The sequence below is a fragment of the Pseudonocardia sp. genome (assembly GCF_035305885.1).
In the GTDB taxonomy this organism is placed as follows: Bacteria; Actinomycetota; Actinomycetes; order Mycobacteriales; family Pseudonocardiaceae; genus Pseudonocardia.
Window position 1 is genome coordinate 128,274 of sequence record NZ_DATGOP010000034.1, and the last position, 25,880, is coordinate 154,153.

The following is a 25,880-nucleotide window of genomic DNA, read 5'->3' on the forward strand; positions in this document are numbered from 1 at the left end:
CGGCAAACGCCGCGCCGGTGGACCGCATACGGGCGTCGCCGGACGGGACTGGGACAATGGGTGGTGAACAGGTGGGCCAGGCCCGCCGGGGAAGGGGAACGGTGACGGCGACCGACGACGCCCTCGAGATGGCCCGCGTGGCCGTGGCCGCCGCGGCCGACAAGAAGGCGCAGGACATCGTCGTGCTCGACGTGTCCGACCAACTGGTGATCACCGACTGCTTCGTGATCGCGTCGGCGCCGAACGAACGACAGGTCCAAGCCATCGTCGACGAGGTCGAGGAGAAGATGCGCCGCCACGGCGCCAAGCCGACGCGCCGGGAGGGCACGCGCGAGGGACGCTGGGTGCTCCTGGACTTCGTCGACGTCGTGGTGCACGTCCAGCACACCGAGGAGCGCGGCTTCTACGGGCTGGACCGGCTGTGGAAGGACTGCCCGCGGGTCTCGTTCCCCGAGGCGGTCGTCGACGCGGGCGCGTCTCCCGATGCGGCGGGGTCGAAGGGGTGACGCTGCGGCGGCTGGTGCTCCTGCGCCACGGACAGACCGACTACAACGTCGGCGGCCGCATGCAGGGTCATCTCGACTCGAAGCTCACCGAGACCGGTGTGGAGCAGGCGATCCAGGTCGCACCCGAGATCGCGCGGCTGCTGCCCGACCGGCTGATCAGCTCGGACCTGCGGCGCGCCGTGGACACGGCCGACCTCGTCGCCGCGGCCTGCGGCATCCCCGTCAAGCACGACGCCCGGCTGCGCGAGACGCATCTGGGCGAGTGGCAGGGCCGCACGGTAGCCGAGATCGAAAAGAGTTGGCCGGGCGCCATCGCCACCTGGCGCTCGGACCCGGCGTGGGCCCCGCCCGGCGGGGAGTCGCGCATCGACGTCGTGCGCCGTTCCCTGCCCGTCATCGAGGAGCTCGACGAGGAGTACGCCTCCGTCGAGCCCGAGGTCACCGTCGTGCTGGTGGCCCACGGCGGCCTCATAGCCGGGCTGGTGTGCGGGCTTCTGGCCCTGCCCACCTCGTCGTGGCCCTCGATCGGCGGCATCGGCAACTGCCGTTGGGCCGCGCTCGCCCGCCGCGCCGACCACCCGCGGTGGCGGCTGGCCGGCTACAACGTCGGCGTCGGGAACTGACCCGGTCCACGCGGTGGACCGCCCGGTGCTGCTGGTGCTCGGCGACTCGCTCGCCTTCCACGGCCCGCAGCGGCCGGAGCCGGCCGACGACCCGCGGCTGTGGCCCAACGTCGCCGCGGCCGCGCTCGGTGCGCGCGCGGAGATCGTGGCCGGCGCGGGCTGGACGGCCCGCCACGCCTGGCACGCGCTGACCTCCGACCCCCGCGTGTGGGCGGTCGTGCCGAAGGCCGAGGCCCTCGTGCTCGGGGTCGGGGGGATGGACACGCTCCCGTCACCGCTGCCCACGGCGCTGCGCGAGCTGATCCCGCTGCTGCGGCCCGACCGGCTGCGCCGCCGCGCCCGCGCCGCCTACCTGCGCGCCCAGCCCGTGCTCGCCAAGGCCTTCGCCGTGGCCCTCCCCGGTGGAGGGCCGGTGGCGCTGCCCCCGCGGCTCACCGTGCGGTACCTGGAGCGCTGCCGCAGCGCGGTGCAGGCGGTGCGGCCCGGGCTGCCCGTCGTGGCCGTGCTCCCACCCCCGCACCGTGCCGAGTGCTACGGGTCGGTGCACCCCGGACGCCTGCCCGGGGAACGGGCCACCCGCGCCTGGGCCCACGCTCGCGGCGTTACCCTGCTCGACCTGCCCGCCCTGGTCACCGACCACGTGCTGGGCGGCCACGGAAACCCCGACGGGATGCACTGGGGCTGGGACGCCCACGCCGCGGTCGGCCGGGAGTGCGCGCGGCTGCTGGGGCGATAGTGGCGGGGACCACTAGGCTCCGGCGTCGTGCCTGTCGCCGTCGTCACGGACTCCACCGCGTACCTGCCGAAAGGCGTCGCGGAGGAGCAGGGGATCAGCGTCGTCGCGCTCGAGGTGCGCCTCGGTGACCGGGTCGGCCGCGAGGGCATCGACATCGACGCCGCCCAGCTGACCGCCGCGCTCGCCGACCGGCACCTCGACGTGCAGACCTCACGCCCGACCCCGGCCGAGTTCGTCGCCTCCTACCGCGCCGCCTTCGACCGCGGCGCCGACGAGGTGGTGTCGGTGCACCTGTCGCGGGAGCTGTCGGGCACGTGGGACGCGGCCCGGATGGCGGCGGAGGAGGTCGGCGCCGACCGCGTGCACGTCGTCGACTCCCGCTCCACCGGCATGGGCCTCGGTTTCGCCGTGCTGGCCGCCGCCGAGGCCGCCCGCGCCGGCGCGCCCGGCAGCGACGTCGCCGCCGCGGCCGAGGCCGTCGCATCGCGGTGCCGCCTCTACTTCTCCGTCGAGACGCTCGACCAGCTCCGCCGCGGTGGCCGCATCGGCGCCGCGGCCGCGCTCGTCGGCACCGCCCTGGCGGTGAAGCCCCTGCTGCACGTGGCGCAGGGCCGGATCGTGCCGCTGGAGAAGGTCCGCACGTCGGCCCGCGCCGCCCAGCGGCTCGTGGACCTCGCCGTGCGGGCGGCGGGGGACGGGCCGGTCGACCTCGCGGTGCACCACCTCGCCGCGCCCAAGCGGGCCGAGGAGATCGCCGAGCGGCTTCGGGAACGGCTGCCGCACGTGGCGCGGCTGCTGGTGTCGGAGGTCGGGGCCGTGATCGGGGCGCACGTGGGCCTGGGGCTGCTCGGTGTGGTCGTGGTGCCGAAGGCGTAGCGACCCCGCGTCCGGTCATCGGCCCACCTCCACCAGCTCGCGCAGCTGGGAGAACCGGCGCTCCCCGATGCCCTCGACCTCCCGCAGCTGTTCCACGCGGGAGAAGCGGCCGTGGCGCGCGCGCCACTCGACGATCCGCTGCGCGGTGACCGGGCCGACGCCGGGCAGCGCGTCCAGCTGTTCGACGGTGGCGGCGTTGAGGTCGACCTTCCCGGCCGGCCCCGACCCGGGGCTCGGCGCTGCGGGGCCGGGTGCCGCGGGCGGGACGGCGTCGGGCGCTGCGGGGACCCCCACCGCGACCTGCTCGCCGTCGACGACCCGCCGCGCCAGGTTGATCGCGGAGAGGTCGGTGCCCGGCAGGGCGCCGCCCGCGGCCTCGAGCACGTCGGCGACCCGCGCACCCTCGGGCACCTCCACCAGGCCGGGCCGGTGGACCTTGCCCGACACGCTCACCACGAGCACGGCAGGCGGTTCGGCGGGCGCCGCCGCGGTGGCGGCGGGCACCGGGGTGGGCGCGGCCGGCGCGCCCCCGCCCTCGGCCGCGGTGACCGTGATCGCGGGCAGCGCGGGCGCGGGATCGGCCCGGGGCCGCTCGAACCAGACCCCGACCGCGGCCACCACCGCCGCCACCGCGGCGACGAGCGCGAGGGCGGTGGCCCCCGGCCGGCCGGGGTCGAGGCGTGCCCCGCGCCAGGACGCCGGCAGCAGCCTGCGCAGCGCCGCGTCCACCGGGCCGGACGGCGGGAGCTCGAGGGGGAGGTCGACCACGCCGACCGTCCTGCCCTCCCCGGCCGCGCCGCGCTCGCCGGCCTCGCGGCCCGTGCCGCCCTTCCGACGACGCCGCGGCCCCGCGCGCGGCTGCGCGTCGGGCACGTCGGTCGGCGCCTCTGCCGGCGGTAGCGGAAGGGTGGGCGGGTCGAACCGGCCGAGCCCGCTCGGGGTGCCCGCCGGCCCGGGCGGCGGCCAGACCCCGCCGGGCCCGATGCCGTCCGGATCGGGCAGGTCGTCGGGCTCGGGTGCGGTGGGGAGGACTGAGGGCTCGGAGCGCGTCATGGCCGCGACGCTAGGTCCGCGGGAGGCGGGGGAACGGGTGGAACGGCGAGCTGTGGATGGCCGGAAGGCGAGGTGGACAACCGCAGGCCGGGCGCCGCGGAGCGTCGGTGTCGTCTGTTAGCGCGCCGGCGCTGCGGCGCCCGCCCTCGGCGCAACCCGCCTGGCCCCGGTGGGTTCTCGTGCGCTGGGATCACGCGGCGCGGTGCCGGGGCTCGATCGCCGACGCGCGTGGACTCGCCCCGGCCGGCCCTGGCGTCCCCTCCGGCGCTGAGCCCTCCGGAGGCATCCTCTTCAGCGCGACCCCACTGGCGGCGACCCCCACCGGTGCCGACCCCCACCGGTGCCGACCTCCACCGCCGGCGGCCCCGACCGGCGGACGTCGTACGGGCGCGGCGTCCGGCGAACACGTACCCACGTCGGTCGCGCCGGCTGCGTCGCCGCTGACCGCCATGAACGTGCCCGGGGCGTGCGGCGCCGCCGTGAAGCGCCGGCGGTGCCCCTGCGGTGGGCTCCCGGCGGAGCAAGCGGGACCTCCCGGCCGGCCCTCCGGTGGCGGCGCCACCGGGACGGCGCCACCGGGATGGCGACCCCGGGCAGCGATCCGGGGCGCCGCTCGATGACGGGCGACCCCGGCGGCGGCCCTTCGGCGGCAACCCCCCGCGGCGGCGCCGACCTGCTCGCAGCACGGCCACCGACCTGCGGCCGCGTTGCGGCACGGCTGCCTTCCCGCGGCGCCGACCACGGCGTGCGACCCGGTGGCACCCGGTCCGACGATTCGCGCGCGGGGTGCCCGGTCCGCCGGCGGGTTGTCCACCTCGCGCTCCGGCCATCCACAGCTCGCACGACGCCCGGTCGGCGCGCCCCCGCGCCCATAGCGTCGCCCGCATGGCGCTCCCCGTGCTCCCTGCCCCGACCACCGGTGCCGACGCACCGGGGCCACCCGACCTGCGGCTCGTCCCCTCGGCGGTCGCCGTGTGGGCCGTCGTGCTGCTGGGCATCGGGCTCGGCCCCGTCGCGGGCGCGGGCGCGCTGGTCGGCTGCCTGCTGCTGGTCGGGTTCGCGGTGGTGCGTCGGGGCCCGCCGTGGGTGCTCGCCGCGGGTGGGTGCGCGGCCGCGGCGGCGCTCGTCGTCACGGCCCATGCCCTGCTCGCCGACCGGCACCCGCTGCGCGCGCCCGCCGAACGCGGCGCGGCGGCCACCGTGCGCGTGGTCGTCAGCGACGACCCGCGGCCGATCCGGTCCACCGGCTTCGGGGCCCGGCCCGGCCGGCCGAGCCACGTGCTGGTGCCGGCCGAGCTGCAGCGCGTCGAGGTCGGCGCCGCCGGCTGGGCTGTGGGCGGCCGGATCCTGCTGATCGCGCCGGTCGAGGGCTGGGCGACGCTGCTACCCGGCCAGGCGACCACCGCGCACGGCCTGCTCGCCCCGGCCGGGCGGCGGGACCTCACGGTCGCCGTGCTGCGCGTGCGCGGCCCGCCCCAGCACGCCGCGGCGCCGCCGTGGTGGCAGGAGGCCGCGGGCGGGTTGCGGGCGGGGCTGCGGGAGGCCGCGCGGGTGCTTCCGGCCGAACCGGCCGGGCTGCTGCCGGGGCTGGCCGTCGGCGACACGAGCCTGCTCACCGCGGAGGTCGAGGACGACTTCCGGGCGGCGGGGCTCAGCCACCTCCTCGCGGTGTCCGGGTCGAACCTCGCGATCCTGGCCGGCGCGGTGCTCGCGCTGATGCGCCTGCTGCGGGCCGACCCGCGGCTCGCCGTGGTCCTCAGCGCCGCCGCCGTGCTCGGGTTCGTGGTGCTCGCCCGACCGTCGCCCAGCGTCGTGCGCGCGGCGGTGATGGCCGCCGTCGTGCTGCTCGCCCTGGGCACCGGGCGGGCGCGCTCGGCGTTGCCTGCGCTCGCGACCGCGGTGCTCGTGCTGCTGCCGGTGAACCCGGTGCTCGCCGTCGACCCGGGGTTCGCGCTGTCGGTGCTCGCCACCGCGGCGCTGGTGCTGCTCGCCCCGGGCTGGTCGGGGGCGCTGCAGCGCTGCGGCGTCCCGCGGTGGGCGGCCGAGGCGCTCGCCGTTCCCGCGGCGGCGTTCCTCGCCACCGCCCCGCTGATCGCCGGGCTGAACGGCCAGGTGAGCGCGGTCGCGGTGGTCGCCAACCTGCTGGCGGTGCCCGCCGTCGCCCCGGCCACGGTGCTCGGCGTGCTGGCCGCGGCCGTGTCTCCGCTGGGCGCGGTCCCGGCGCAGGCGTGCGCGTGGTCGGCCGGACCCGCGGTGTGGTGGCTGGTGCTGGTGGCCGACCGGTCCGCGGCCGTGCCCGGCGCGGTGCTCGGCTGGCCCGACGGGCTGCCCGGGGCGCTGCTGCTGTGCGTGCTGGTGGTGGCCCTGCTGTGGTGCGGCCGGTCCCCGCGGTGGCGGGCGCTGCTCGTCGCCGTCGCGCTGGGGCTGGCGCTCGTGCTCGTCCCCACGCGCCTCGCGCCGCCCGGGTGGCCGCCGCCGGGGTGGGCCGTCGTCGCCTGCGACGTCGGCCAGGGCGACGCGATCGTGCTGGCGACGGGCCGGCCGGGGTGGGTCGTGCTGGTCGACGCGGGGCCCGACGCGGGCCCGGTCGACGCCTGCCTCGACCGGCTCGGAGTGCAGGGGATCGCGTTGATCGTGCTCAGCCACCTGCACGCCGACCACGTCGGCGGCCTCGCGGGCGCGCTGCGCGGCCGCCCCGTCGGGGGCGTGGCGGTCGGGCCCGTGCGTGAGCCGGCGTGGGCGTTGGGCGAGGTCGCGGCCGTGGCCGCGGGCGGCGGGGTGCCGCTGGTCGGTCTCGCCGCGGGCAGGCGGCTGGAGTGGCCGGAGCTCGTCGTCGACGTGATCGGCCCGCGGCACCCCGCGGCGTTCGTCGACGGCGACGACGGCACCTCGGTGAACGACGGCTCGCTCGTGCTGCGCGCCCGCACCCCCGCGGGCACGGTGCTGCTCACCGGCGACGTGGAGCTCGCCGCACAGGCCGACCTGCTCGCCTCGGGCGTCGATCTGCGGGCGGACGTGCTGAAGATGCCGCACCACGGCAGCCGCTACACATCCGTCGGGTTCCTCAACGCGGTGGCCCCGCGGGCGGTGCTGGTGAGCGTGGGCGCGGGCAACCGGTACCGGCACCCGGACCCGGGGCTGGTCCGCGGGCTCGAACGGGCCGGCGCCCTGGTCCGCCGCACCGACCACGCGGGCGACGTCGCCGTGCTCGGCGGCCCGAGCGGGCTGGAGCTCGTCTCGCGCGGCTCGCCGCTCCCCGCCCCGCGGTGAGGCCGTGAGGTCGGCCTTGACAGGCGTTCACCATCTGTTCATCGTATACGATACGCAGCTCGCGGAAAGGATGGTGTGATGGGAGCAGGGGTGGGGACGGCTACGGGCCGGGTGATGGGGCGCAGTGACCGGCGGAGGGCGGTGCTCGGTACCGGTCTCGGGAACGCGATCGAGTGGTACGACTGGAACATCTACGCCGTGTTCTCGGTGGTGTTCGCCCCGGCCTTCTTCTCGGCCGGTACCGGGGTGAGCAACCTGATCCAGGCGCTGCTGGTCTTCGCGGTGGGCTTCTTCTTCCGGCCGCTCGGTGGCCTGGTGCTCGCCGCGTTGTCCGACCGGGTCGGCCGCCGGGCCGGGCTCTCGTTGATGATCGGGCTGATGGCGGCCGGCTCGACGGCCATCGCGGTGTCGCCGACTTACGAGCAGATCGGCCTGTTCGCCCCCTTGCTCCTGCTCATCGCGCGGATCGCGCAGGGGTTGTCGACGGGCGGCGAGTTCGCCGCGGCGTCGACCTACCTCGCCGAGGTCGCGCCGCCGGGGAAGCGCGGGCTGTACTCGAGCGCGTTCTACATCAGCACCGCGCTCGGCACGATCGCCGCGGTGCTCACGTCGTTCCTGTTGCGCGCGGCGTTGACGCCCGAGCAGCTGGCCGCATGGGGCTGGCGGGTGCCCTTCGCGTTGGGTGCGGTGCTCGGCCTGGTCGGCCTGTGGATCCGGTTGGGGCTCGAGGAGTCGGACGTGTACGCGTCCGTGAAGAACGAGCCCCCGGTGTCGATGTTCGCCGGGCTGCGGCGCTACCCGATCGCCTCGCTGCAGGTGTTCGGGATGACGGTGGGGATCACGACCTGGTACTACGTCTTCGCCGTCTACCTGCCCGTCAGCGCGAAGGCCGCCGATCCGACGGCAGCGGGCAGCATCGACGTCGCCTCGCTCGCAGCCCTTGCGCTGTTCTGCCTCGCGCTGCCGCTGTTCGGACGTGCTTCGGACAGGTTCGGTCGACGCCGTTGGATGCTGTTGTTCTGCGGGCTGGGAACGGTGACGGCGCTGCCGTTGCTCGACTCCCTCCGGCCGACCGCCACCAGCGTGTTCGTCGTACAGCTGCTCGGCCTGCTGATCTTCGCCTTCTACGGCGCCATCGCCCCGACGCTCATGTCGGAGATGTTCCCGACCGAGGTGCGAGCGGCCGGCATCGGTCTGCCGTACGCGCTGGCCGTGGCGGTGTTCGGCGGCACCGCGCCCTACGTCCTGGAGTGGATGGCCGACATCGGACAGCGCCACTTGTTCTCCTGGTACGTCGCGGCGTTGTGCCTGGCCTCGCTGCTGACCAGCCTGACCATCGTGGATCGGCGTCACGAGGACCTGCGCGACCTGCGGATCAGCCGGTGAGCGGGCGTCCGGGAGCGGGCCGCGAGCCCCACGCGCGTCCGTCTGCCTCGGCGGCGGTCGCGGAGTTGGCCGAGCGCGAGCACCCCCGGGTGATCGCGCTGCGCCGCGAGCTGCACCAGCACCCGGAACTCTCCTACCAGGAGACGCGCACCGCGGCGCGGGTGGAGGCGGAGCTGCGCGCGGCCGGGGTGCAGACCAGCCGGCCGACCGCGACGAGCGTGGTCGGCCGCATCCGGACCGGCCGGGACGGTCCGGTGCTCGTGCTGCGCGCCGACTTGGACGCGCTGCCGGTCCAGGAGGAGACGGGCCTGCCGTACGCGTCACGCCATCCCGGCGTGATGCACGCATGTGGCCACGACGGCCACGCGGCCGTCCTCATCGGTGTCGCACGCGCGCTCGCTTCCGTGAGCGAGGGACTCGCCGGAGAGGTCCGGCTGGTGTTCCAGCACGCCGAGGAGCCACTGCCCAGCGGGGCACCCGAGCTGATCGAGCGGGGGGTGCTCGATGGCGCGGACGCCGTCGTCGGTCAACACCTGTGGACGCCGCTGGCGTCCGGAACCGTCGCGGTTCCCGCAGGCCCGCTGATGGCGAGCACCGACTACTTCGAGATCACGATCGTCGGTCGCGGCGGGCACGCGGGACTGCCGCACGAGGTCGTCGACCCGATCGCGGTCGGGGCTCAGGTGGTGAGCGGCCTGCAGCAGCTGGCGACGCGGGTGGCCCCACCGACCGAGCCGCTCGTCGTCGCCGTCACCGCGTTCTCGGCGGGCGAGCACGCGGCGGTCGTTCCGGACACGGCGACGCTGCGCGGCACGCTGCGGACGTTCGACGAATCCCTGCGTCGGACCGTCGCCCGCCGGATCGAGGAGATCGCGCGCGGCACCGCGGCCACGTACGGAGCGGACGCGCGGACCGCGGTGCAGTACGGATCGCCCGCGGTGGTCAACGACCCCGCGCTCGCCGCGTCGGCGCAGCGGATCGTGCGCACGTGGCTGGGCGAGCCCGCGCTGGCAGCGGTCGATCCGGTGCTCGCGGGTGAGGATTTCGCCTGGTACCAGCAGCACGTGCCCGGGGTGTTCTTCCTCGTCGGAGCCGGACCGAAGGACCGGCCCTCCTACCCCCACCACCACCCGAGGTTCGACATCGAGGAGCAGGCACTGGCCGTTGGCCTGCGCCTGCTCCTCGGCATGGCGCTCGAGGTGTGCGGGCGCCGACCGTAGCGGCGTCGCTCAGCGCCGGATCCGGTCGAGCAGCTCGGGTGCGAAGTTGCTGCCGGTCAGCACCGTCGCCAGGATCTCGCCGGGTCCGTCGTACTCCATGGCGGCAGCGATCCCGATCGCGCCCGCGGGTTCCAGGGGCAGACCGAGGGTCTCGTCGACGATCCGGACGGCCTGCAGGATCTGCTCGTCGTCGACGAGGAGAACGTCATCGACGTAGTGCTGCATCCACGTCACAGCGGCGGGAACCGGGACGCGGACGGCGACCCCGTCCGCGATGGTGCTGGTCGTGTCGGTGCAGACCGGCTCCCCGCGGCGCCAGCTGATCTCCATCGCGGGTGCTCCTGCAGCGCATACGCCCACGACGCGGGTGTCGGGCGAGGCGAATCGCATCCAGCACCCCACGCCGGCGATGAGGGCGCCGTTACCCACCGGAACCAGCAGCGTGTCCGGCGCGACGGCGGCGAGCTCGAGTCCGATCGTGCCCGCGCCCTCGGCGACGCGCGGATCCTCGCCGTCCTCGAGGAACAGGGCGCCGGGCCGCTGCTTCGCGTGCTCGCGGGCCGCGTTCTTCGCCGCGTCGAAATCGTGGCCGACGAGAACGACGTTCGCGCCGAGCGCGCGCATCCGTGCGACCTTCGCAGGATTGGCGGTGGTCGCGGCGAACACGGAGACCGCGATCCCGCGCGCCCGGCCGGCGTATGCGATCGCCTGCCCGAAGTTGCCGGCGGAGGCGCAGACCACCTCCCGCTGCGCGTCCAGCCGGCTCAAGCAGTAGTCGGCCCCCCTTCCCTTGAACGAGCGCACCGGGTTGACCGACTCGACCTTCACCACGACGTCCTTGCCCAGCCGTTCCGCGAGGAAGGGATCGCGGAACTGAGGTGTGCCGCGGAAGACCGGGTCGATCACCCGGCTGGCGTGCTCGATGTTCGCGGGGTCCAGCTTCCCGGTCTCTGCCTCGACGCTCATTCGTCCATCGTATACGATAAACGCATGACGGTCCGCCCCACTGTTCAGGTCGGTGATCCGCTTCTGCGGGCGCGGTGTCGCGAGATCGACGACGTGCGCTCCCCCGAGGTTCGGCGAACCGCCACGGACCTGGCCGACACCCTGGACGATTGGGTGCGCCGTACCAGCTACGGTCGCGGCATCGCAGCGCCGCAGATCGGCGAGTCCGTCCGCATCGTCTACTCCTCCCTCGGGGAGGACCGCGTCCTGGTCAACCCCACGATCACCGCTTTCTCCACGGATACGTGGGAACCGTGGGAGACGTGCCTCAGCTTGTCAGTCGAGCTGTTCGGCAAGGTGCGGCGTTCGAAGTGGGTGGAGGTCGAGTACCGGACGCTGGACGGCGCGTTCCGCCGGCTCCGTGCCGAGTACGATCTGGCCCACCTGCTCCAGCACGAGATCGACCACCTCGACAACGTCCTCGCCGTGGACCGGATGCGACCAGAGACGATGTGCATGCGCGCCGAGTTCGAGAGGCGCTACCGCCACGAGAGCCCGTACAGCCGATGACGGCGCAGCAGCCGGCCACGGAGGGTCCGATCGCGCGCGCCGAGCCGCTGCGGGCCGCCGTGTACGCGCGCATCGTCGGCCTGATCTGCTCCGGTGAGTACCAACCCGGTGAGGCCCTGACCGAGGCGTCGCTCAGCCGGTCGCTGCAGGTTTCCCGCACCCCGGTTCGCGAGGCCCTCCTTCGCCTGGAGGCCGAGGGCGTGCTCCAGTCGACGCTGGCCCGCGGCTTCACCGTCCGACCACTGGTGCGGAGCGAGACCGAGGAGCTCTACCCGATCCTCGCCGCGCTCGAGGGCCTGGCCGTCACGACCGCGATGCAGCTGGGAACCATCGAAACCGAGCCGCTCGCGGCGATCCTCGCCGAGCTCGAGTCCTGCACCGACCCGGTGCGCCGCTGGCAGCTCGACACGGAGTGGCACGGCGGGATCGTCGCGGCGGCAGGCAACGAGCACCTTGTCGCGCTCACGGGGCAGATCCGGACGAACCTCTCGCGGTACGAGCTCACCTACATGCGCGAGGTCCACTCGCGCACGGACGCCGACCGCGAGCACCGCGAGATCCTCGCGGCCATCGAGGACGGGCGCGTCGACGTCGCGGCGGAGGCGATCCAGCGGCACTGGCACGGAGGTATGCGCCTCGTCCAGGCGTGGATAGACCGGCGTTCGGCGCCCGGCTGACAGATCGATCGCCGGCGCAGACCGCCCGCTGAGGAGCCGGCAGATCGATCACCGGGCCCGGATGCCGTCGATGATGAGCGACAGGACGCGCTCGGCATCCGCCTCGAGCTGCGGGGAGCGCCACTCGGCGGCGTGGAGCGGGTGGTGGAAGCGGGCGGTCGCGTCGAGGACCGCTCGCGCGAGCACCTCGGGGTCGCCCGCGGTGAAGTCCCCGCCTGCGATGCCGTCGGCGATGACCGTGCGGACCTGGTCGACCAGGAACGCGACGTGGGCGGCGGACACGGCGCTGTGCTCCTTCGCCAGCACCCGGAACGTGGCGAACAGCTCGGGATCCTCCCGCGCCTTCGTCCACTTGGCGGTGAACACGGCGGTGAGCAGCCGGCGCAACCGGTCGGGCGGGGAGAGCTCAGGGTCGCGGGCCGCGGCGACGAGCTCCTCGCCGACGCGGTCGAGCCAGCGCCTGATCACGGCCTCGCGCAGCGCCGTCTTCGACGGGAAGTGCCGGTAGACGCTCCCGTGGCTCACCCCCAGCACGCGCGCGACGTCGAGCACCGTGGCCTTCTCCGGGCCGTGGCGGCGCAGCACCTCCTCCGTCGCCGACACGATCGTCTCCGCGTCGAGCGGCTGCGCGCGCATCAGGCCTCCCTGTCGAGCCGGTGCCGGACCTCCGACAGAACCTACGTGAGCCGTTGATCGCGACGAGGCGGGGCGACAAGTGACAGATATTGAAATCTGTCAGCCATCTCGCGTAGGGTCCGGCTCATGATCACTCCCACGGCCCCGTTCGCCGGCCGCACCGTCCACCGCGTCGGCTACGGCGCGTTGCAGCTGGAACGCCTGCACGACCGCCGCGACGAGGCGGTCGCGCTCGTGCGCCGTGCGGTCGAACTGGGCGTCGACCACGTGGACACCGCCGAGTTCTACGGCTCCGGGTTCGCCAACGCCGTGATCCGCGAGGCGCTGCGCCCCGAGGACGACGTTCTCGTCGTCACCAAGGTCGGCGCCGACCCCGACCCCGGCGGGCCGCTGCCGCTGCGGCTCGCGCAACGACCCGAGCAGCTGCGCGCCAGCGTCGAGGACAACCTGCGCAGCCTCGGCGTCGAGCGACTGGCGGTGGTCAACCTGCGCCGCCTCGACGCGGGCCCCGGCCTGCGCCCCGAGGGGGACCAGGTGGTCGACCTCGACGACCAGCTCGCGGTGATGACCGCCCTGCGCGACGAGGGCAAGGTCGGCGCGATCGGCCTGAGCGGCGTCACCGCCGCCGGTCTGCGGCGCGCCCTGCCCGCGGGGATCGCGTGCGTGCAGAACGCCTACAGCCTCGTCTCGCGCGACGACGAGGAGGTGCTGCAGCTGTGCCTGGCCGAGGGCATCGCGTACGTGCCGTTCTTCCCGCTCGGCGGGGTCTTCCCGGGGGTCCCCAAGGCGAGCGACGAGCCCGCGGTGGGCGCGGTCGCCGCCGACCTCGGCGCGACCGCCGCCCAGGTCGGGCTCGCCTGGCTGCTGCACCACGCCCCGAACCTGCTGCTCATCCCCGGCACCGCGGACCCCGCCCACCTCGAGGCCAACGTGGCCGCCGCGGCGATCACGCTGGACGAGGAGGCCATGGCCGCCCTCGACGCCGTCGACTCCCGCTCCGCCGACGTCCCGATCGGCGCCGTGCGCGGCGAGGGATCGTGACGCGCCGACCGCCGCCGGGCCGGGGCGGCGACGCGTCCGCACGGTTCGCCTGGTCGGGTCAACGGCGCTGCGCCGAGCCCCGAGAAGTCGGGGTACTCCGGGTCCGGTGTCGCCATCGGGGGGATGGAGGCCGGACCGGGGAAGGGAGGCCCTCGTGTGCGACGAGACGTTCGAGCCGCCCGACGACGGCACGTGGGAGCTGGACACCACCCACCTCGCTCGGCCGGTGAGCTGGTTCCTCCGGTCCCCTCTGGTCGCGGGCGCACCACGCGGTTTCGAAGCCGGGCTGGCGCGCTACGGCCTGCTGCTCGGACGCCACGAGATCGCGGTGATCGGCGGGTTCATGTACGCCCAGCGCGTGCCGTTCGGCGCCGGCGGGACGGCGACACCGGAGCAGATGCGCGACCGGATCGAAACCTCGGCGCGCGCGTTCCGGGAGCGCTTCTGGCGGGAGGACCTCGCCCACTGGGACGAGGTGGTCAAGCCCGGCGCCGTCGCCGCGCACCTGGCCCTGCAGGAGGTGGACCCGGCGACGCTGTTCGACGACGAGCTCGCCGACCACGTCGGCCGCTGCCGCGACCACCTCGAGGCGATGTTCGAGCTGCACCACCGCTACAGCGCGCCCTCGGTGATGGTGACCGGCGACTTCCTCGCCGGCGCGCTCGAGTGGACCGGGGTCGGCGCGGGGGAACTCATGGGGCTGCTGCGCGGCACCTCGCCCGTGTCCACCGGCTTCGCCGTGGCCGAGCTGGACGCGCTGGCCGATGCCGTGGCCGGCTCCCACTCGGCCCGGGCGGCCCTCGCCGTGCCGGGTGAGCCCGAGGGCGTGCTCCGGGCCCTCACCGCCGACCCGTGCGCCGGCCCGGCCGCGCGGCGGTACCTCGACGCGGTCCGGTACCGGTCGATCGGCTACGACGTCTCCGAGCCGACGGCGGACGAGCTGCCCTCGGCGCTGGTCGGAGCGATCCGGGCGGCCGTCGCACACCGCAAGGACGGGCCCGGTGACGACGGCGACGCCGCGCTGTCCGCGATCAGCGCCCGCGTGCCCGCCGAGCACCTCGCCGAGTTCGACGACCGGCTGCACGAGGCGCGGCCGGCCAACCGGCTGTGCGACGAGCGGGCCACCTACTCCGACGGGTGGGCCGCCGGGTTCGCGCGCCGCGCCGTGCTCGAGGCCGGGCGGCGGCTCGCCGGCCGCGGTGCACTCGCCGACCCGGAGCACGCGGTCGACGCCGACGCCGCCGAGCTCGCGGCGCTGCTGCGCGGCGAGTCCGGGCCGTCCGCGCAGGAGGTGGCCGAGCGGTTCCAGCGGCGGACGACGCTCACCGTCGACGACGCCCCGCCGATCGTCGGGCCGCCGCCCGCCCCGCCCCCGCCGCTGGAGGCGATCCCGGAGCCGGCCCGCCGCGCGACGCTCGCCGTCAACACCGCGATGAGCAACCTGTTCGACGTCCCGGACACCGCGAACGACGCGACGGTGCTGCGCGGGCTCGCGGTCAACAGCGGCGTCTACGAGGGCCCCGGCCCCGCCCGCTTGGTGGCCGACGGCGCCGACTTCGACCGCATCCGGCCCGGCGACGTGCTGGTGACCCGCGTGACCACCCCCTACTTCACGGTCGTGCTGCCCTCGGTCGGTGCCATCGTCACCGACCGGGGAGGCCAGCCCAGCCACGCCGCGATCGTGGCCCGGGAGTACGGCATCCCGGGCGTGGTCGGCACCCGGGCCGCGACCCGGGTGATCCCGGACGGCGCCATCGTGCGGGTGGACGGGACCACCGGCGAGGTGCGGGTGCTCGGGTGAGGGCGGCGTGCCCGCGGTGACCCCGCTCGCCGACGCCACCGACGGGGCGGCGTCCGGCGGCAAGGCGGCCTCGCTCGGGGCGGCCGCGCGCGCCGGGCTCCCGGTGCCGGCGGGGTTCGCGTTGTCGGTCGACGCGGTCGAGGCGGTGGTGCAGGAGGACCCCGCCGTGGCCGCGGTGCGCACCGCCTGCGCCGGCGGGCACCGCCCGCGGGCCGTGCGGTCCAGCGCCGTCGAGGAGGACTCCGGCGAGGCCGGCTTCGCCGGTGCCCACCGCACGGTGCTCGGCGTGTGCGAGCCCGACGCGGTGGTGGCGGCCGTCCGGCGGGTGCACGCGTCCGGTGACGGGGCCGCGGCCCGTGCCTACCGCGGCCGGCTCGGGCTCGGCCGGGCCAGGATGGGGGTCGTGGTCCAGGAGCTGGTGCCCGCGGACGTGGCCGGGGTGATGTTCACCCGCAACCCGGTCACCGGGGCCGCGGAGCGGGTGGTCGAGGCGAGTTGGGGCCTGGGCGAGGCGGTGGTCGCCGGGCTGGTGGTCCCCGACCGGTTCCGGCTGGACGCCGAGGGCCGCGTGCTCGAGCGGACGGTCGGGGAGAAGGACGTCGCGCTGCGGGCCGGGCCGACCGGGACCGAGGAGGTCGTGGTCGACGACGCGGCCGCGCACGCCCCGTGCCTGGACCTCGGGCAGCTCGCCGCGTTGCACGCGCTCGCCGAGGCGTGCGACGCGGTGGACGGCTCGCCCGACCACGACATCGAGTTCGCCTTCCACCGCGGCGCGGTGTTCCTCCTGCAGCGGCGGCCGATCACCGGTGGCTGAGCTGCGCACCTGGCGGACGCTCGGCGCCGCCCTGCTCGCCTCGTCGCTGATGCCGCTCAACTCGACCATGATCGCGGTGGCGTTGCCGGAGATGACGCGCGAGTTCGCCCGGCCGCCCGGGACGGTGACGCAGGCGGCGGTCGCGAGCTACCTCGTGGCCGCGATCGTGCTGCAGGGCCCCGGCGGGAAGCTCGGCGACCGGATCGGCCACCGGCGCGTGCTGGCGCTCGGGCTGGGCCTGGTCGCGGTCGGCGCGGTGGTCGGTGCGGCGGCGCCCGCGATCGGGGTGCTCGCCGCGGCGCGGGTCCTGATGGCGGCGGGCGGGGCCGCGATCGTGCCCGCCACCGTGGCGCTGCTGCGGACCGAGCTGCCCGCCGACCGCCGCGGCCGGGCGTTCGGCCTGTTCGGGGCGGTGATGTCGCTGGCGGCCGGCATCGGCCCGGTGGTCGGGGGCGAGCTCGTGCGCGCCTTCGGCTGGCCGAGCATCTTCGCGGCCAACCTCCCCGTGATCGGCCTCGCGGCGCTGCTCGCGGTGGGCCGCACCCAGCGGGCGCCGGCGCCGGACCGGCCGCGGTTCGACCTCGTGGGGTCCGTCCTGCTCGCCGGGGCGCTCGCCGCGCTGGTGCTGGGCCTGGACGCGTCGGGCGGAACCGCGGCGGCCCTGCTCGGCGCGTGCGCCGTGCTGGTGGTGCCGCTGGTCTGGTGGGAGCGGCGGGCAGGCGATCCGGTGGTGGCGCTCGGGCTGTTCGCCTCGGCGGCGTTCACCGCCGGCTCGCTGCTCATCGCGCTGCAGAACCTGGTGCTCTACACGCTGCTGTTCGAGCTGCCCCAGGTGCTCGCGGCGCTGCTCGCGGTCGACTCCGCGGTCACCGGCCGGTTGCTGGCGGCGCTGACGGCCGCGATGATCGTCGCCTCGCTCGCGGCGGGTCGGCTGACCGACCGGATCGGGGCCCGGCCGGTCGCGGTCGGCGGGGTCCTCGCCTCCCTCGGCGCGGTGGGGTTGCTCGCGGCCGCCGGGATGTCCTCGCCGTGGTCGCTCGTGCTGCCGCTCGCCGTGCTCGGGATCGGGGTCGGCCTCGCCAGCCCGGCGGCGCAGAGCGCGTCGCTGGCCGCGGTCGCCCGGGAGCACAGCGGCGCCGCCGCCGGGATCGCGACGACGATGCGCTACCTCGGCGGGGTCGTCGGGGTCGCGCTGCTCGGGCGCCTGGTCGACCTCGCAGGCGAGCCGTCGGCCGTGCTGGGTGAGCACCGCACCGTCCTGGCCGTCTTCGCCGGCGTGCTGGTGGCGGCCGCGGCCTGCGCGGTGGTCCTGCCGGGGCGGGCGGCGCCGGCCCGGCTGCCCGACGCGTGAGCCGGGGTCACTGCGTGCGCATCTCGGCGAAGGTGTCGGCGACCCAGTCGGCGATGAACGCGCTGACGTGCGCGAGGTGGTCGAGGCCGATGTGCTCGGCGCCGCCCTCCTCGGGGGTGAAGACCCGCAGCTCGCGCTTGGGGCTCGCCACGGCCCGGTCGTAGGAGCGGTGCGCGTGCTCGAGCGGGATCTGCCGGTCGTTCGCGCCGTGCGTGACGAGGAACGGGACGGTGATGCGCTCGACGACGCCGTCGAGGTGGATGGCGGCGGCGAAGTCGATGAAGGTGTCCAGGTCGTCGTGGCCCCACACCCAGAGCACGTGCTCCCAGTAGTGGGGGACGGGGCGCTCGCCCTCGCGTTCGAGGCGCCGCCGCTGGACCGCGCCCCAGTCGTGGTTGGCGCCCCAGGCGACGCACAGCGCGAACCGCTTCTCGAAGGCGGCGGCCCGCGGGGCGTAGTAGCCGCCGAGCGACCAGCCGACGACGCCGATGCGCGTGGGGTCGACGTCGGCGCGGGTCTGCAGCCAGTCGACGGCCGCGCCGGCCCACGCCTCGGCGTCGACGCGGGCGGTGAGCCCCTGCAGGCGCAGCGCCTCGCCGGTGCCGGGCTGGTCGAGCATGAGGCAGGAGATGCCGCGGGCGGCGAGCTCGGCCCAGTGGCTCGACGTGTACATGTGCTCCTTGGTGGAGTCCAGCCCGTTGACCAGCACGACGACCGGGGCCGGGCCGTCGCCGGTGGCCGGGGCGGCGCTGAAGTACGCGGGCAGCGTCGTGCCCTCGTACGGGACCGCCACGCGGGTGATCCGGGGGTCGCGCAGGCGGAACGACCGCTGCGCGAGCTCCAGCACCCGCCGGTAGGTGGGGATGCGGTACGGGTCGGTGCGCGCCAGCATGCGTTCGGCCTGGCAGAGGTAGTTGGTGGCGCGGAAGTACAGCTCGCCCGCGGTGCGGGGGTGGCCGGCCTTCTCCGCTTCCTCGGCGCGGGCGACGAGCTGGTCGGTGAGTGCGGTCCAGGCGCGCAGGAAGTCGGGGGTGCCCGCGTCCTCGCCGCGGGTGGCGGCCTCCCGGATGGGCCGGCAGGCGCGGTCGACCTCGTCGATGAGGCCACCGCTGTTGAGCGCGGCCACGACGGCCAGGTTCCAGACGTAGTTGCCCGGGAAGTACTCGAACACGGGGGTCCTCTCAGCGCTGCCGGGAGCGCGGTCGGCGGCGCGCCGGCCGCACCGGCGGCAGGTCGACGCCGGCGACGACGCGGTTGCGGATGGTGCCGATGCCCTCGACGGTCATCTCGACGACGTCGCCGGGCCGCAGCGGGGGCGGGTCCTGGCGCCCGCGGCGGCCCCACAGCTCGGCGAGGCAGCCGCCGTTGCCGCAGGTGCCCGAGCCGAGCACGTCGCCCGCGCGGACCCAGGTGCCGCGCGAGGCGTAGCTGATCAGCTCCTCGAACGGCCACCCCATGTTGGACAGCAGGTCGCGGCCGACCTCGACGCCGCCGACGGCGACGCGCATCTCCAGCGCGAGGAACCCGTCCGGGTCGCGGAAGGGCTCGAGCTCGTCCGCGGTGACCAGCCACGGCCCGAGGGTGGTGGCGGAGTCCTTGCCCTTGGCCGGGCCGAGCTGGACCTTCATCTCGCGGCGCTGCAGGTCGCGCGCCGACCAGTCGTTGAGGATCGTGTAGCCGAACACGTGGTCGCGGGCCTGCTCCGGGGTGAGGGACGCGCCGTCGCGCCCGACCACCGCGGCGACCTCGCACTCGAAGTCGAACAGGCACGACCCGGGCGGCACCGGCACGTCGTCGTGCGCGCCGATGAGCGCGTACGGGTTGGTGAAGTAGAACGTCGGCGCCTCGTACCACTCGGCCACGACGCCGCCGCCGTCGCCCACGGAGGCGACGACGCCCTCGACGTGCTCCTCGAACGCGACGAAGTCCCGCACCGTCGGCGGCGCGAGCGGGGGCAGCAGCCGCACCCCGTCGAGGGGCACCGCCGGGCCGTCGAGCGCCGCGGACCCGGCGTCGAGCGCGGCTGGCAGCCCCGCGCGGACCAGGTCGAGCACGGTCGTGCCGGCGGTCAGCGGGTGCAGGCCGGCATCGGACACCACGCCCGCGGTGACCGCACCGCCCGCCTCCCAGGTGGCGAACCGCATCGGCGCGCCCCCCTCACACCGGCGGGGCCACGAACAGGCCCTTGTCCGGGTCGTTGAAGGAGCGCTTGGCGACGAACTCGTTCATCGCGTTCGCGGTGCCCCACTGGTCGGAGACCTCGGGTTGGGTGAAGTCGTAGAGGTGGGGGTGCCAGGTGTCCTCGTCGACCAGCTCCAGCTCGGTCGTGTACTCCATCGTGTTGCCGCTGGGGTCGAGGAAGTAGCTGAACGTGTTGTTGCCGGCGAGGTGGCGGCCCGGGCCCCAGATCTTCTCCACCCCGGCCCGCAGCAGCCGGCCGGTGCCGCGCATGTACTCGTCGAGGCCGCGCAGTTCGAACGAGGCGTGGTGCAGCGACGGGTGCGGGCAGCGCGCGATCGCGAGGCTGTGGTGCCAGGCGTTGACCCGCAGGAAGTACATCATCTCGCCCATGCGCGGGTGCATGAGCGTGTCGGAGAGGGCGAAGCCGAGGTGCCGCTCGTAGAACGCGCGGGTGGCCTCCGGCTCGGCCGAGTTGATCACGACGTGGGACAGCCGCACGGGGATCGACTCGCCCGCCTCGATCCGGCGGTGCGCGCGGACGGCGACGTCGGAGGAGATCTCGACGGTGCGGCCCTCGTTGTCGAAGAACCGGAAGCCGTAGCCGCCTCCGGGCGTCTGCAGCGCGGCGGGCTCGCTGACCAGCTGCACGCCCGCGGTCGCCAGCCGGGCGGCGAGCGTGTCGACGTCGGCGGCCGTGGCGGCGCCGAAGGCGATGAGGTCGATCCGCTTCTCGGCGGCCTTGCGCAGCCGCAGGACGTACTGCTCGGGGCTGCCCTCCGCGGCGAGGAAGGTCAGCCCCGTCTCGCCGTGCTCGGGCGTGAGGCCCCACGCCTGGGTGTAGAACTCGAGCTGGCGGGCGTGGTCGGGCACGGCGAGGTCGACGTGGCGCAGGTGGGTGATCAGTCGTTCCGGCATGGGTCGTCCCTTCGCTGGCTCATGCGGGCCTGCTGGTGAGGGCGGCGATGCGCCGGAACAGCGCGGGCGCATCGCCCTGGACGTGGTCGAGCAGCCAGCGGGCGAGCTGGTTGGAGGCGTCGACGACGGTGCGGACGCGCTCGACGCGGCGGGCGTGGAAGGCCTGCCACAGGTCCTCGTCGACCGCGTCCCGCCCGAGGAGGAGCTCGGCGAGCACCGCGGCGTCCTCCAGGGCCATCGCCCCGCCCTGGGCGAGCGTCGGCGGGCAGGTGTGGGCGGCGTCGCCGACGAGCACCACCCGGCCCCGGTTCCAGGGCGGGTCGAGCAGGTGGGTCTCGAACCACGTGTAGTGGACGTGCGCGGCGTCGGTGAGCACCGCGCGGATCTCGTCCCAGGGGCCGTGGTAGGCGGCGGCGAGCCGCGTCATCGTCGCGAGCCGCTGCTCGGGCGACAGTTCGCTGCGGTCGTGGGCGTCCTCGACGATGTAGGCGTAGAGCGAGTCCTCGCCGGTGGGGCAGTAGCCGGCGATGTAGCAGGGGCCGCCGTAGTAGAGATCGGTGCGGGTGACGCTCGCCGGGCGCGGGGCGAACGCCCGCCAGATGCCCATCCCGACCGGCCGGGTCTCCAGCTCGATCCCGATCGCGCGCCGGGTCCACGACCGGATCCCGTCGGCCCCGACCACCAGGTCGTACCGCCCGGCGGAGCCGTCGGAGAAGCCGACGTCGACGCCCGCGCCGTCCTGGCCCAGCGAGACCGGCGCGACGCCGAACCGGATCCGCGCCCCCACCTCGGCGGCCCGGCCGAGCAGGACCCGGGCCAGTTCGGGCCGCGGCATGCCCATCGCGGCGGGCAGGTCCGGGCCGCCGGTGCGGGCGTCCGGGATCTCGGCCACGACGGTGCCGGCCGGGTCGGGGGCCCGGAGGCCGGTGACGTCGAAGGCGTAGCCCCGCTCGCGCGCCCGTTCCCAGACGCCGAGCGCGCGCAGCTCGCGCAGCGCGTTGCCCTGCAGGGTGATCCCGGAGCCGAGCGCGGTGGGCTCCGGCTTGACCTCGACGAGGTCGACGGCGACGCCGCGGGCGGCGAGGTGGGCGGCGGTGGCGGTCCCGGCGAGCCCGGCGCCGACGACGAGGACGCTGGTGACGGCGGGCATCGGCCGCTCCCTCACTTCAGCGCGATCGGGTTGACGGGGGCGCCGACGGCGCCGGTCACCGGCAGCGGCGCGGCGACGAGCAGGAACTCGTAGACCCCGTCGGTCGCGCAGTCGGCGGCGAGCGCGTCGAGGTCCCACATCTCGCCGATGAACAGGCCGATGTGCGGGATCGCGACCTGGTGCAGCGGCTGGAAGGCGTCGTCGAACTCGTTGGGGCGGACCTCGAAGCCCCAGGTGTCGGTGGCGATGCCGGCGATCTCGCTGCGGTGCAGCCAGTCGGCGGTGGTGAACGACAGGCCGGGGGCGGGGCCGCCCGCGTAGTCGCCCCAGCCCTCCCTCCGGGCTCGGGCGAGCCGTCCGGTCCGGACGAGGACGAGGTCGCCCCGGCCGACGCGCGCCGACGGCCCCTGTGCCGCGATCGTCGCCTCCAGGTGCTCGGCGGTGATGGCGAACCCGTCGGGCAGCTCGCCGTCGGTGCCGACCGCCCGGCCGACGTCGAGCAGCACGCCGCGGCCCGCGATGGGCGCGGCGGCGGTCTCGATTCCGGTGACCCGGTCGCCCTCGCTGGTCACGACGTCGCCGGCGCGGCGGCCGTTGTAGGCGAGGCCGTGGTCGAAGATGTGCCCGAGCCCGTCCCACTGGGTGGAGGCCTGCAGCGGCATGAAGACGACGTCGTCGGCGCCGCCGATGCCGTGCGGGAAGCCCTGGGTGCCGCGCTCGGCGTCCAGCCCGGTGTCGAGCATCGTGTGCACCGGGTTGGTGCGCCGCCGCCACCCCTTCTGCGGGCCGTTCGCGTCGAACGACTGGGCCAACGAGAAGCTCGTGCCGCGCCGGACGAGCCCGGCTCCCTCGCGGCGCTTGGCGTCGTCGAGGAAGTTGAGGGTGCCGAGCACGTCGTCGGCGCCCCAGCGTCCCCAGTTCGAGCAGCGCTTCGCCGCGGCGGCGATCGCGCCTTCGGCATCGGTCCGGTCGATACCGACGGGTTCTGGCGGATTCGGCACGTCGTCTCCTCGTTGAGCCGGTCGACCACACGATGGGGGACGGCCTCCGGGGAGGGAAGACGAGATGGCTGATGCGCGATATCAGCCGCGTCTATACCCTGCGGCCGCATGAACCTGGGGCGGCTCGACCTCAACCTGCTCGTGTCCCTGGACGCGCTGTTGCGGCACCGCAGCGTCACCCGGGCCGCGGCGGAGATGGGGCTGTCCCAGCCGGCGCTGTCGGCGTCGCTGGCCCGGCTGCGCAGGCACTTCGGCGACGAGCTGCTCACCCGGGTCGGCAACTCCTACCGGCTCACCCCGCTCGCGGTGCAGCTGCAGGACCTGGTGCGGGTCGCGCTGTCGGGGGTCGAGCGGGTGTTCGGCGCGCAGCCCGGATTCGACCCCGCCCGGGCGCGGCGCGAGTTCTCCGTGCGGGCCAGCGACTACGTGGTGGTCGTGCTCGGGGATGTGCTCGCCCGGCTGCTCGCCGAGGAGGCCCCGCACGCCCGGCTGCGGTTCGCGGCCACCAGCCCGGAGCTCGTCGACCGGGCGGAGGAGGTGCTGCTCGGCACGGACCTGCTCCTGCTGCCGCACGGCATCGTCACCGACCTGCCGCACCGCGAGCTCTACCGCGACGAGTGGGTGTGCGTGGTGTCGGCCGACAACACCGACGTCGCGGACGGGCTGACCGTCCAGCACCTGGAGACGCTGCCGTGGGTGACCGTGTACCACGGGCCGACCGCGGCGACGGCCGCCGCGCGGCAGATGCGCATGCTCGGCATCGAGCCGCACGTCCAGGCCGTCACGGAGAGCTTCCTGACCGTCCCCGGCCTGGTCGCGGGCAGCGACCGGGTCGCGCTGCTGCAGCGCAGGCTCGTCGACCTGCTGCCGCTGGACGCCGGGATCCGCGCATTGCCCGTCCCGTTCGAGGCCGGGCCGCTGGTGGAGGCGATGTGGTGGCACCCGGTCTACGACGACGACCCGGAGAACCGGTACCTGCGCGACCTGGTCGCGCGGGCCGCCGCGCTCGCCGTCGGGTCGCCGGACCGGTCGTAGCCGTCAGAGCGGGGCGCCCGGCGTGCCCATCCCGCGCAGCAGCGTGTCGACCAGCCGGGTGGCGATCGCGTCGACGTCCGGGTCGGACTCGCCGGTGACGTCCCGGCAGGCCTCGTGGACCAGGGCGTAGTACACCCGGCGGGCCCACACCGGGTCGACGTCGGCGCGCAGCACGCCGGCGTCCTGCAGGCGCCGGAACAACCGGTCGCACCCCTCGAGCACCCGGCACTGGATCGCCTCGACCTCGGCGCCCCCGTGGGCGGTGTCCATCGCGAAGCCCCACGCGGCCTTCACCCTCAGCACGTTGGCGGTGGCCTGGTAGAGCGCGACCAGCGGCGGCGCGCTCTCCGGGCGGGCGGCCGCGACGGCCGCCTCGAGCTGCCGGCCCGCCCAGCTCGCGAGCGCGGCGATCAGCGCCTCGCGGGTGCTGAACCTGCGGTGCACCGTGGTGCGGGCGACGCCCGCCGCGGCGGCGATGTCCTCCATCGTGGCCGACGGATCGCGGGCGAGAACCCGCTCGGCCGCCTCCAGGATCGTCCGCACCGTCCGCTCGGCGTCGGCGCGCAACGGGCGGGTGCTGACGTCGCTCACCCCACGGACTCTACTCCCATGTCCTCGTTCGATCCTTCGTTGCGACATCAGTGTTGCAACTTGTAGCGTGTCGACGTCAGTAGTGATGCAAATCGGGAAGGGTTCCGCGTGGATCTCCAGTTGAAGGACAAGGCCGCGATCGTCACCGGAGCCAGCCGGGGGATCGGCCTGGCGACGGTGCAACGGCTCGTCGAGGAGGGGGTCCGCGTCGTGGCGGCCGCCCGGACCGCGCCGGAGGAGCTGCAGCGCACGGGGGCGCACGTCGTCACGGTGGACCTGGGTGACCCCGACGGGCCGGAGCGGCTCGTCGAGGCGGCCCGGGAGGAGCTCGGGGAACTCGACCTGCTGGTCAACAACGTCGGCGGCGGCGACGCGGGCGCCGACGCGACGGCGGGGTTCCTCGAGACCGACGAGCAGGTGTGGCGGCAGGTCTTCGGGTTGAACCTCTTCGCGACCGTGCGGACGACCCGGGCGGCGCTGCCGAGCCTGGTCCGCCGGCGAGGTGCGATCGTCAACGTCTCGTCCAGCGGTGCGCGGGTCCCGTCGGGCGGGCCGATCGCCTACACGACGGCCAAGGCCGCGCTGACCGCGTTCGGGAAGGCGATCGCCGAGGAGTTCGGGTCCCAGGGCGTCCGCGTCAACACCGTCTCGCCGGGGCCGGTGCGCACGGCGCTCTGGGAGCACCCGGACTCCTACGGCGGCCGGCTCGCGGCCAAGCTCGGCGTGCCGCACGAGCAGCTGCTCGCCGCCCTGCCCGCGCAGGCGGGGATGCTGACGGGGCGGCTCATCGAGGCCGGTGAGGTCGCCGACCTCGTCGTGCAGCTCTGCTCGCCGCGGGCGGGCAGCATCACCGGCGCCGACCACCTCATCGACGGCGGCCTGGTGAAGACCGCCTAGTGCGCACCGCTCGGCCGTCCCGTCACCGCGCGTGCCGCGGGGCGGCCGAGCCGCAGCGCCGACACCAGGAAGAACACGCCGCCGAGCAGGGCGTAGCCGCCCACCCCGGCCAGCGACGCCTCCGGGTTCGCGGCCATGAGGACGAACGACGCGCCGGCGAGCACGGAGATCGCCCCGCTGGCGATCATCGCCCACTGCCCGCCGAGCCGGCGGCGTCGGACGGCCACGACGAGCTGCACGACGCCGGACGCGACCGCCCAGGCGCCCCAGACCCGCAGGACGGCGGGCACGCCCGCGGCGAGGGCGACGGCGAGGCCGACCGCGGCGAGCGCGCTGACGGCGATGTTGACGCGCAAGCCGGCCCCGCCCGACGAGCGGAGGTCGACCACGGCGGCGGCCACGTCGAACAGCGGGTACAGCACGATCAGGGCCGCGGTCAGCGGGCCGATGTGCGCCGCCGTGACCAGCAGCAGGGCCGCCCAGACGAGGGCGAAGCCGAATCGGGTGATGTAGAGCCGGCGCAGCGCGGGTGCGAGGGCGGCCGGGGCGGTGGTCATGGCGATCCCTTCGGAAGGTAGAACGACCGTTCCTTCTTTTTCGACCCT

The 25,880-nt window shown here is 75.3% G+C and carries 25 protein-coding genes; 15 read left to right on the forward strand and 10 right to left on the reverse strand.

Annotation, left to right across the window (positions count from 1 at the left end; translation table 11 throughout):
- Positions 1 to 101: 101 nt before the first annotated feature.
- The 4 genes from rsfS to VKZ81_RS07030 are packed head-to-tail and all read left to right on the forward strand — an operon-like array spanning position 102 to position 2,741.
- On the forward strand, positions 102 to 506 hold the full coding sequence (rsfS, locus tag VKZ81_RS07015; protein WP_324240608.1) for a ribosome silencing factor: 405 nt from the start codon (positions 102 to 104) through the stop codon (positions 504 to 506).
- Entirely contained in the window at positions 503 to 1,129 is a 627-nt protein-coding gene (locus VKZ81_RS07020; protein WP_324240609.1) for a histidine phosphatase family protein, read from the forward strand. The genes rsfS and VKZ81_RS07020 overlap by 4 nt, the downstream gene beginning before the upstream one ends.
- A gap of 13 nt (positions 1,130 to 1,142) precedes the next feature.
- Complete coding sequence (octT, locus tag VKZ81_RS07025; RefSeq protein WP_324240610.1) at positions 1,143 to 1,865, forward strand: diglucosylglycerate octanoyltransferase; 723 nt, start codon at positions 1,143 to 1,145, stop codon at positions 1,863 to 1,865.
- 27 nt (positions 1,866 to 1,892) lie between these two features.
- Positions 1,893 to 2,741, forward strand: a complete 849-nt coding sequence (locus tag VKZ81_RS07030) for a DegV family protein (RefSeq protein ID WP_324240611.1) — start codon at positions 1,893 to 1,895, stop codon at positions 2,739 to 2,741.
- A 15-nt stretch (positions 2,742 to 2,756) separates the two neighbouring features.
- On the opposite strand, the gene VKZ81_RS07035 is transcribed toward VKZ81_RS07030, so the two are convergent.
- On the reverse strand, positions 2,757 to 3,794 hold the full coding sequence (locus VKZ81_RS07035; RefSeq protein ID WP_324240612.1) for a ComEA family DNA-binding protein: 1,038 nt from the start codon (positions 3,792 to 3,794) through the stop codon (positions 2,757 to 2,759).
- Between the two features lie 885 nt (positions 3,795 to 4,679).
- Here VKZ81_RS07035 and VKZ81_RS07040 point away from each other — a divergent pair.
- The 3 genes from VKZ81_RS07040 to VKZ81_RS07050 all read left to right on the forward strand — a co-directional run bounded on the left by VKZ81_RS07040 (position 4,680) and on the right by VKZ81_RS07050 (position 9,670).
- Positions 4,680 to 7,064, forward strand: coding sequence for a ComEC/Rec2 family competence protein (locus tag VKZ81_RS07040; RefSeq protein WP_324240613.1), 2,385 nt, complete (start codon positions 4,680 to 4,682; stop codon positions 7,062 to 7,064).
- Between the two features lie 141 nt (positions 7,065 to 7,205).
- Positions 7,206 to 8,450, forward strand: coding sequence for an MFS transporter (locus VKZ81_RS07045; RefSeq protein WP_324240614.1), 1,245 nt, complete (start codon positions 7,206 to 7,208; stop codon positions 8,448 to 8,450).
- 65 nt (positions 8,451 to 8,515) lie between these two features.
- Entirely contained in the window at positions 8,516 to 9,670 is a 1,155-nt protein-coding gene (locus tag VKZ81_RS07050) for a M20 metallopeptidase family protein (RefSeq protein ID WP_324240615.1), read from the forward strand.
- Between the two features lie 9 nt (positions 9,671 to 9,679).
- Here VKZ81_RS07050 and VKZ81_RS07055 read toward each other — a convergent pair whose 3' ends face one another.
- Complete coding sequence (locus VKZ81_RS07055; protein ID WP_324240616.1) at positions 9,680 to 10,636, reverse strand: threonine ammonia-lyase; 957 nt, start codon at positions 10,634 to 10,636, stop codon at positions 9,680 to 9,682.
- 24 nt (positions 10,637 to 10,660) lie between these two features.
- Here VKZ81_RS07055 and VKZ81_RS07060 point away from each other — a divergent pair, with 24 nt between their 5' ends.
- Both VKZ81_RS07060 and VKZ81_RS07065 read left to right on the forward strand, forming a co-directional pair.
- The gene (locus tag VKZ81_RS07060; protein WP_324240617.1) at positions 10,661 to 11,185 is read left to right on the forward strand and encodes a peptide deformylase; all 525 of its coding nucleotides are present in this window, start codon (positions 10,661 to 10,663) and stop codon (positions 11,183 to 11,185) included.
- The gene (locus VKZ81_RS07065) at positions 11,182 to 11,862 is read left to right on the forward strand and encodes a GntR family transcriptional regulator (protein ID WP_324240618.1); all 681 of its coding nucleotides are present in this window, start codon (positions 11,182 to 11,184) and stop codon (positions 11,860 to 11,862) included. The genes VKZ81_RS07060 and VKZ81_RS07065 overlap by 4 nt, the downstream gene beginning before the upstream one ends.
- 48 nt (positions 11,863 to 11,910) lie before the next feature.
- Here VKZ81_RS07065 and VKZ81_RS07070 read toward each other — a convergent pair whose 3' ends face one another.
- Positions 11,911 to 12,498 (reverse strand): TetR/AcrR family transcriptional regulator, encoded by a 588-nt coding sequence (locus VKZ81_RS07070; protein ID WP_324240619.1) that lies wholly within the window; start codon positions 12,496 to 12,498, stop codon positions 11,911 to 11,913.
- 126 nt (positions 12,499 to 12,624) lie between these two features.
- Between VKZ81_RS07070 and VKZ81_RS07075 the strand changes: the two genes are divergently transcribed.
- From VKZ81_RS07075 to VKZ81_RS07090, 4 genes are all read left to right on the forward strand, one after another.
- Entirely contained in the window at positions 12,625 to 13,539 is a 915-nt protein-coding gene (locus VKZ81_RS07075; RefSeq protein WP_324240620.1) for an aldo/keto reductase, read from the forward strand.
- A gap of 154 nt (positions 13,540 to 13,693) precedes the next feature.
- Positions 13,694 to 15,340, forward strand: a complete 1,647-nt coding sequence (locus tag VKZ81_RS07080; RefSeq protein WP_324240621.1) for a PEP-utilizing enzyme — start codon at positions 13,694 to 13,696, stop codon at positions 15,338 to 15,340.
- A 7-nt stretch (positions 15,341 to 15,347) separates the two neighbouring features.
- Positions 15,348 to 16,154 (forward strand): PEP/pyruvate-binding domain-containing protein, encoded by an 807-nt coding sequence (locus VKZ81_RS07085; RefSeq protein WP_324240622.1) that lies wholly within the window; start codon positions 15,348 to 15,350, stop codon positions 16,152 to 16,154.
- The gene (locus VKZ81_RS07090; RefSeq protein ID WP_324240623.1) at positions 16,147 to 17,505 is read left to right on the forward strand and encodes an MFS transporter; all 1,359 of its coding nucleotides are present in this window, start codon (positions 16,147 to 16,149) and stop codon (positions 17,503 to 17,505) included. The genes VKZ81_RS07085 and VKZ81_RS07090 overlap by 8 nt, the downstream gene beginning before the upstream one ends.
- A 7-nt stretch (positions 17,506 to 17,512) precedes the next feature.
- Here VKZ81_RS07090 and VKZ81_RS07095 read toward each other — a convergent pair whose 3' ends face one another.
- Genes VKZ81_RS07095 through VKZ81_RS07115 form a run of 5 tightly spaced genes read right to left on the reverse strand, consistent with a single transcriptional unit; the run spans position 17,513 to position 22,752 of the window.
- On the reverse strand, positions 17,513 to 18,676 hold the full coding sequence (locus VKZ81_RS07095; RefSeq protein WP_324240624.1) for an alpha/beta hydrolase family protein: 1,164 nt from the start codon (positions 18,674 to 18,676) through the stop codon (positions 17,513 to 17,515).
- A 10-nt stretch (positions 18,677 to 18,686) separates the two neighbouring features.
- A complete protein-coding gene (locus VKZ81_RS07100) occupies positions 18,687 to 19,649 on the reverse strand; it encodes a fumarylacetoacetate hydrolase family protein (protein ID WP_324240625.1) in 963 nt (320 codons plus the stop codon).
- A 13-nt stretch (positions 19,650 to 19,662) separates the two neighbouring features.
- A complete protein-coding gene (locus VKZ81_RS07105; protein WP_324240626.1) occupies positions 19,663 to 20,601 on the reverse strand; it encodes a VOC family protein in 939 nt (312 codons plus the stop codon).
- Positions 20,602 to 20,620: 19 nt separating this feature from the next.
- Entirely contained in the window at positions 20,621 to 21,751 is a 1,131-nt protein-coding gene (locus VKZ81_RS07110) for an FAD-dependent monooxygenase (RefSeq protein WP_324240627.1), read from the reverse strand.
- Between the two features lie 11 nt (positions 21,752 to 21,762).
- Complete coding sequence (locus tag VKZ81_RS07115) at positions 21,763 to 22,752, reverse strand: cyclase family protein (RefSeq protein WP_324240628.1); 990 nt, start codon at positions 22,750 to 22,752, stop codon at positions 21,763 to 21,765.
- A 108-nt stretch (positions 22,753 to 22,860) separates the two neighbouring features.
- Here VKZ81_RS07115 and VKZ81_RS07120 point away from each other — a divergent pair, with 108 nt between their 5' ends.
- On the forward strand, positions 22,861 to 23,787 hold the full coding sequence (locus tag VKZ81_RS07120) for a LysR family transcriptional regulator (RefSeq protein ID WP_324240629.1): 927 nt from the start codon (positions 22,861 to 22,863) through the stop codon (positions 23,785 to 23,787).
- 3 nt (positions 23,788 to 23,790) lie between these two features.
- Here VKZ81_RS07120 and VKZ81_RS07125 read toward each other — a convergent pair whose 3' ends face one another.
- Positions 23,791 to 24,378, reverse strand: coding sequence for a TetR/AcrR family transcriptional regulator (locus VKZ81_RS07125; RefSeq protein ID WP_324240630.1), 588 nt, complete (start codon positions 24,376 to 24,378; stop codon positions 23,791 to 23,793).
- 108 nt (positions 24,379 to 24,486) lie between these two features.
- On the opposite strand from VKZ81_RS07125, the gene VKZ81_RS07130 reads away from it, so the two are divergent.
- Positions 24,487 to 25,275, forward strand: coding sequence for an SDR family NAD(P)-dependent oxidoreductase (locus tag VKZ81_RS07130; RefSeq protein ID WP_324240631.1), 789 nt, complete (start codon positions 24,487 to 24,489; stop codon positions 25,273 to 25,275).
- Here VKZ81_RS07130 and VKZ81_RS07135 read toward each other — a convergent pair.
- Positions 25,272 to 25,832, reverse strand: coding sequence for a DUF308 domain-containing protein (locus VKZ81_RS07135; protein WP_324240632.1), 561 nt, complete (start codon positions 25,830 to 25,832; stop codon positions 25,272 to 25,274). The two genes, VKZ81_RS07130 and VKZ81_RS07135, sit on opposite strands and share 4 nt — an antisense overlap.
- Positions 25,833 to 25,880 lie beyond the last annotated feature (48 nt).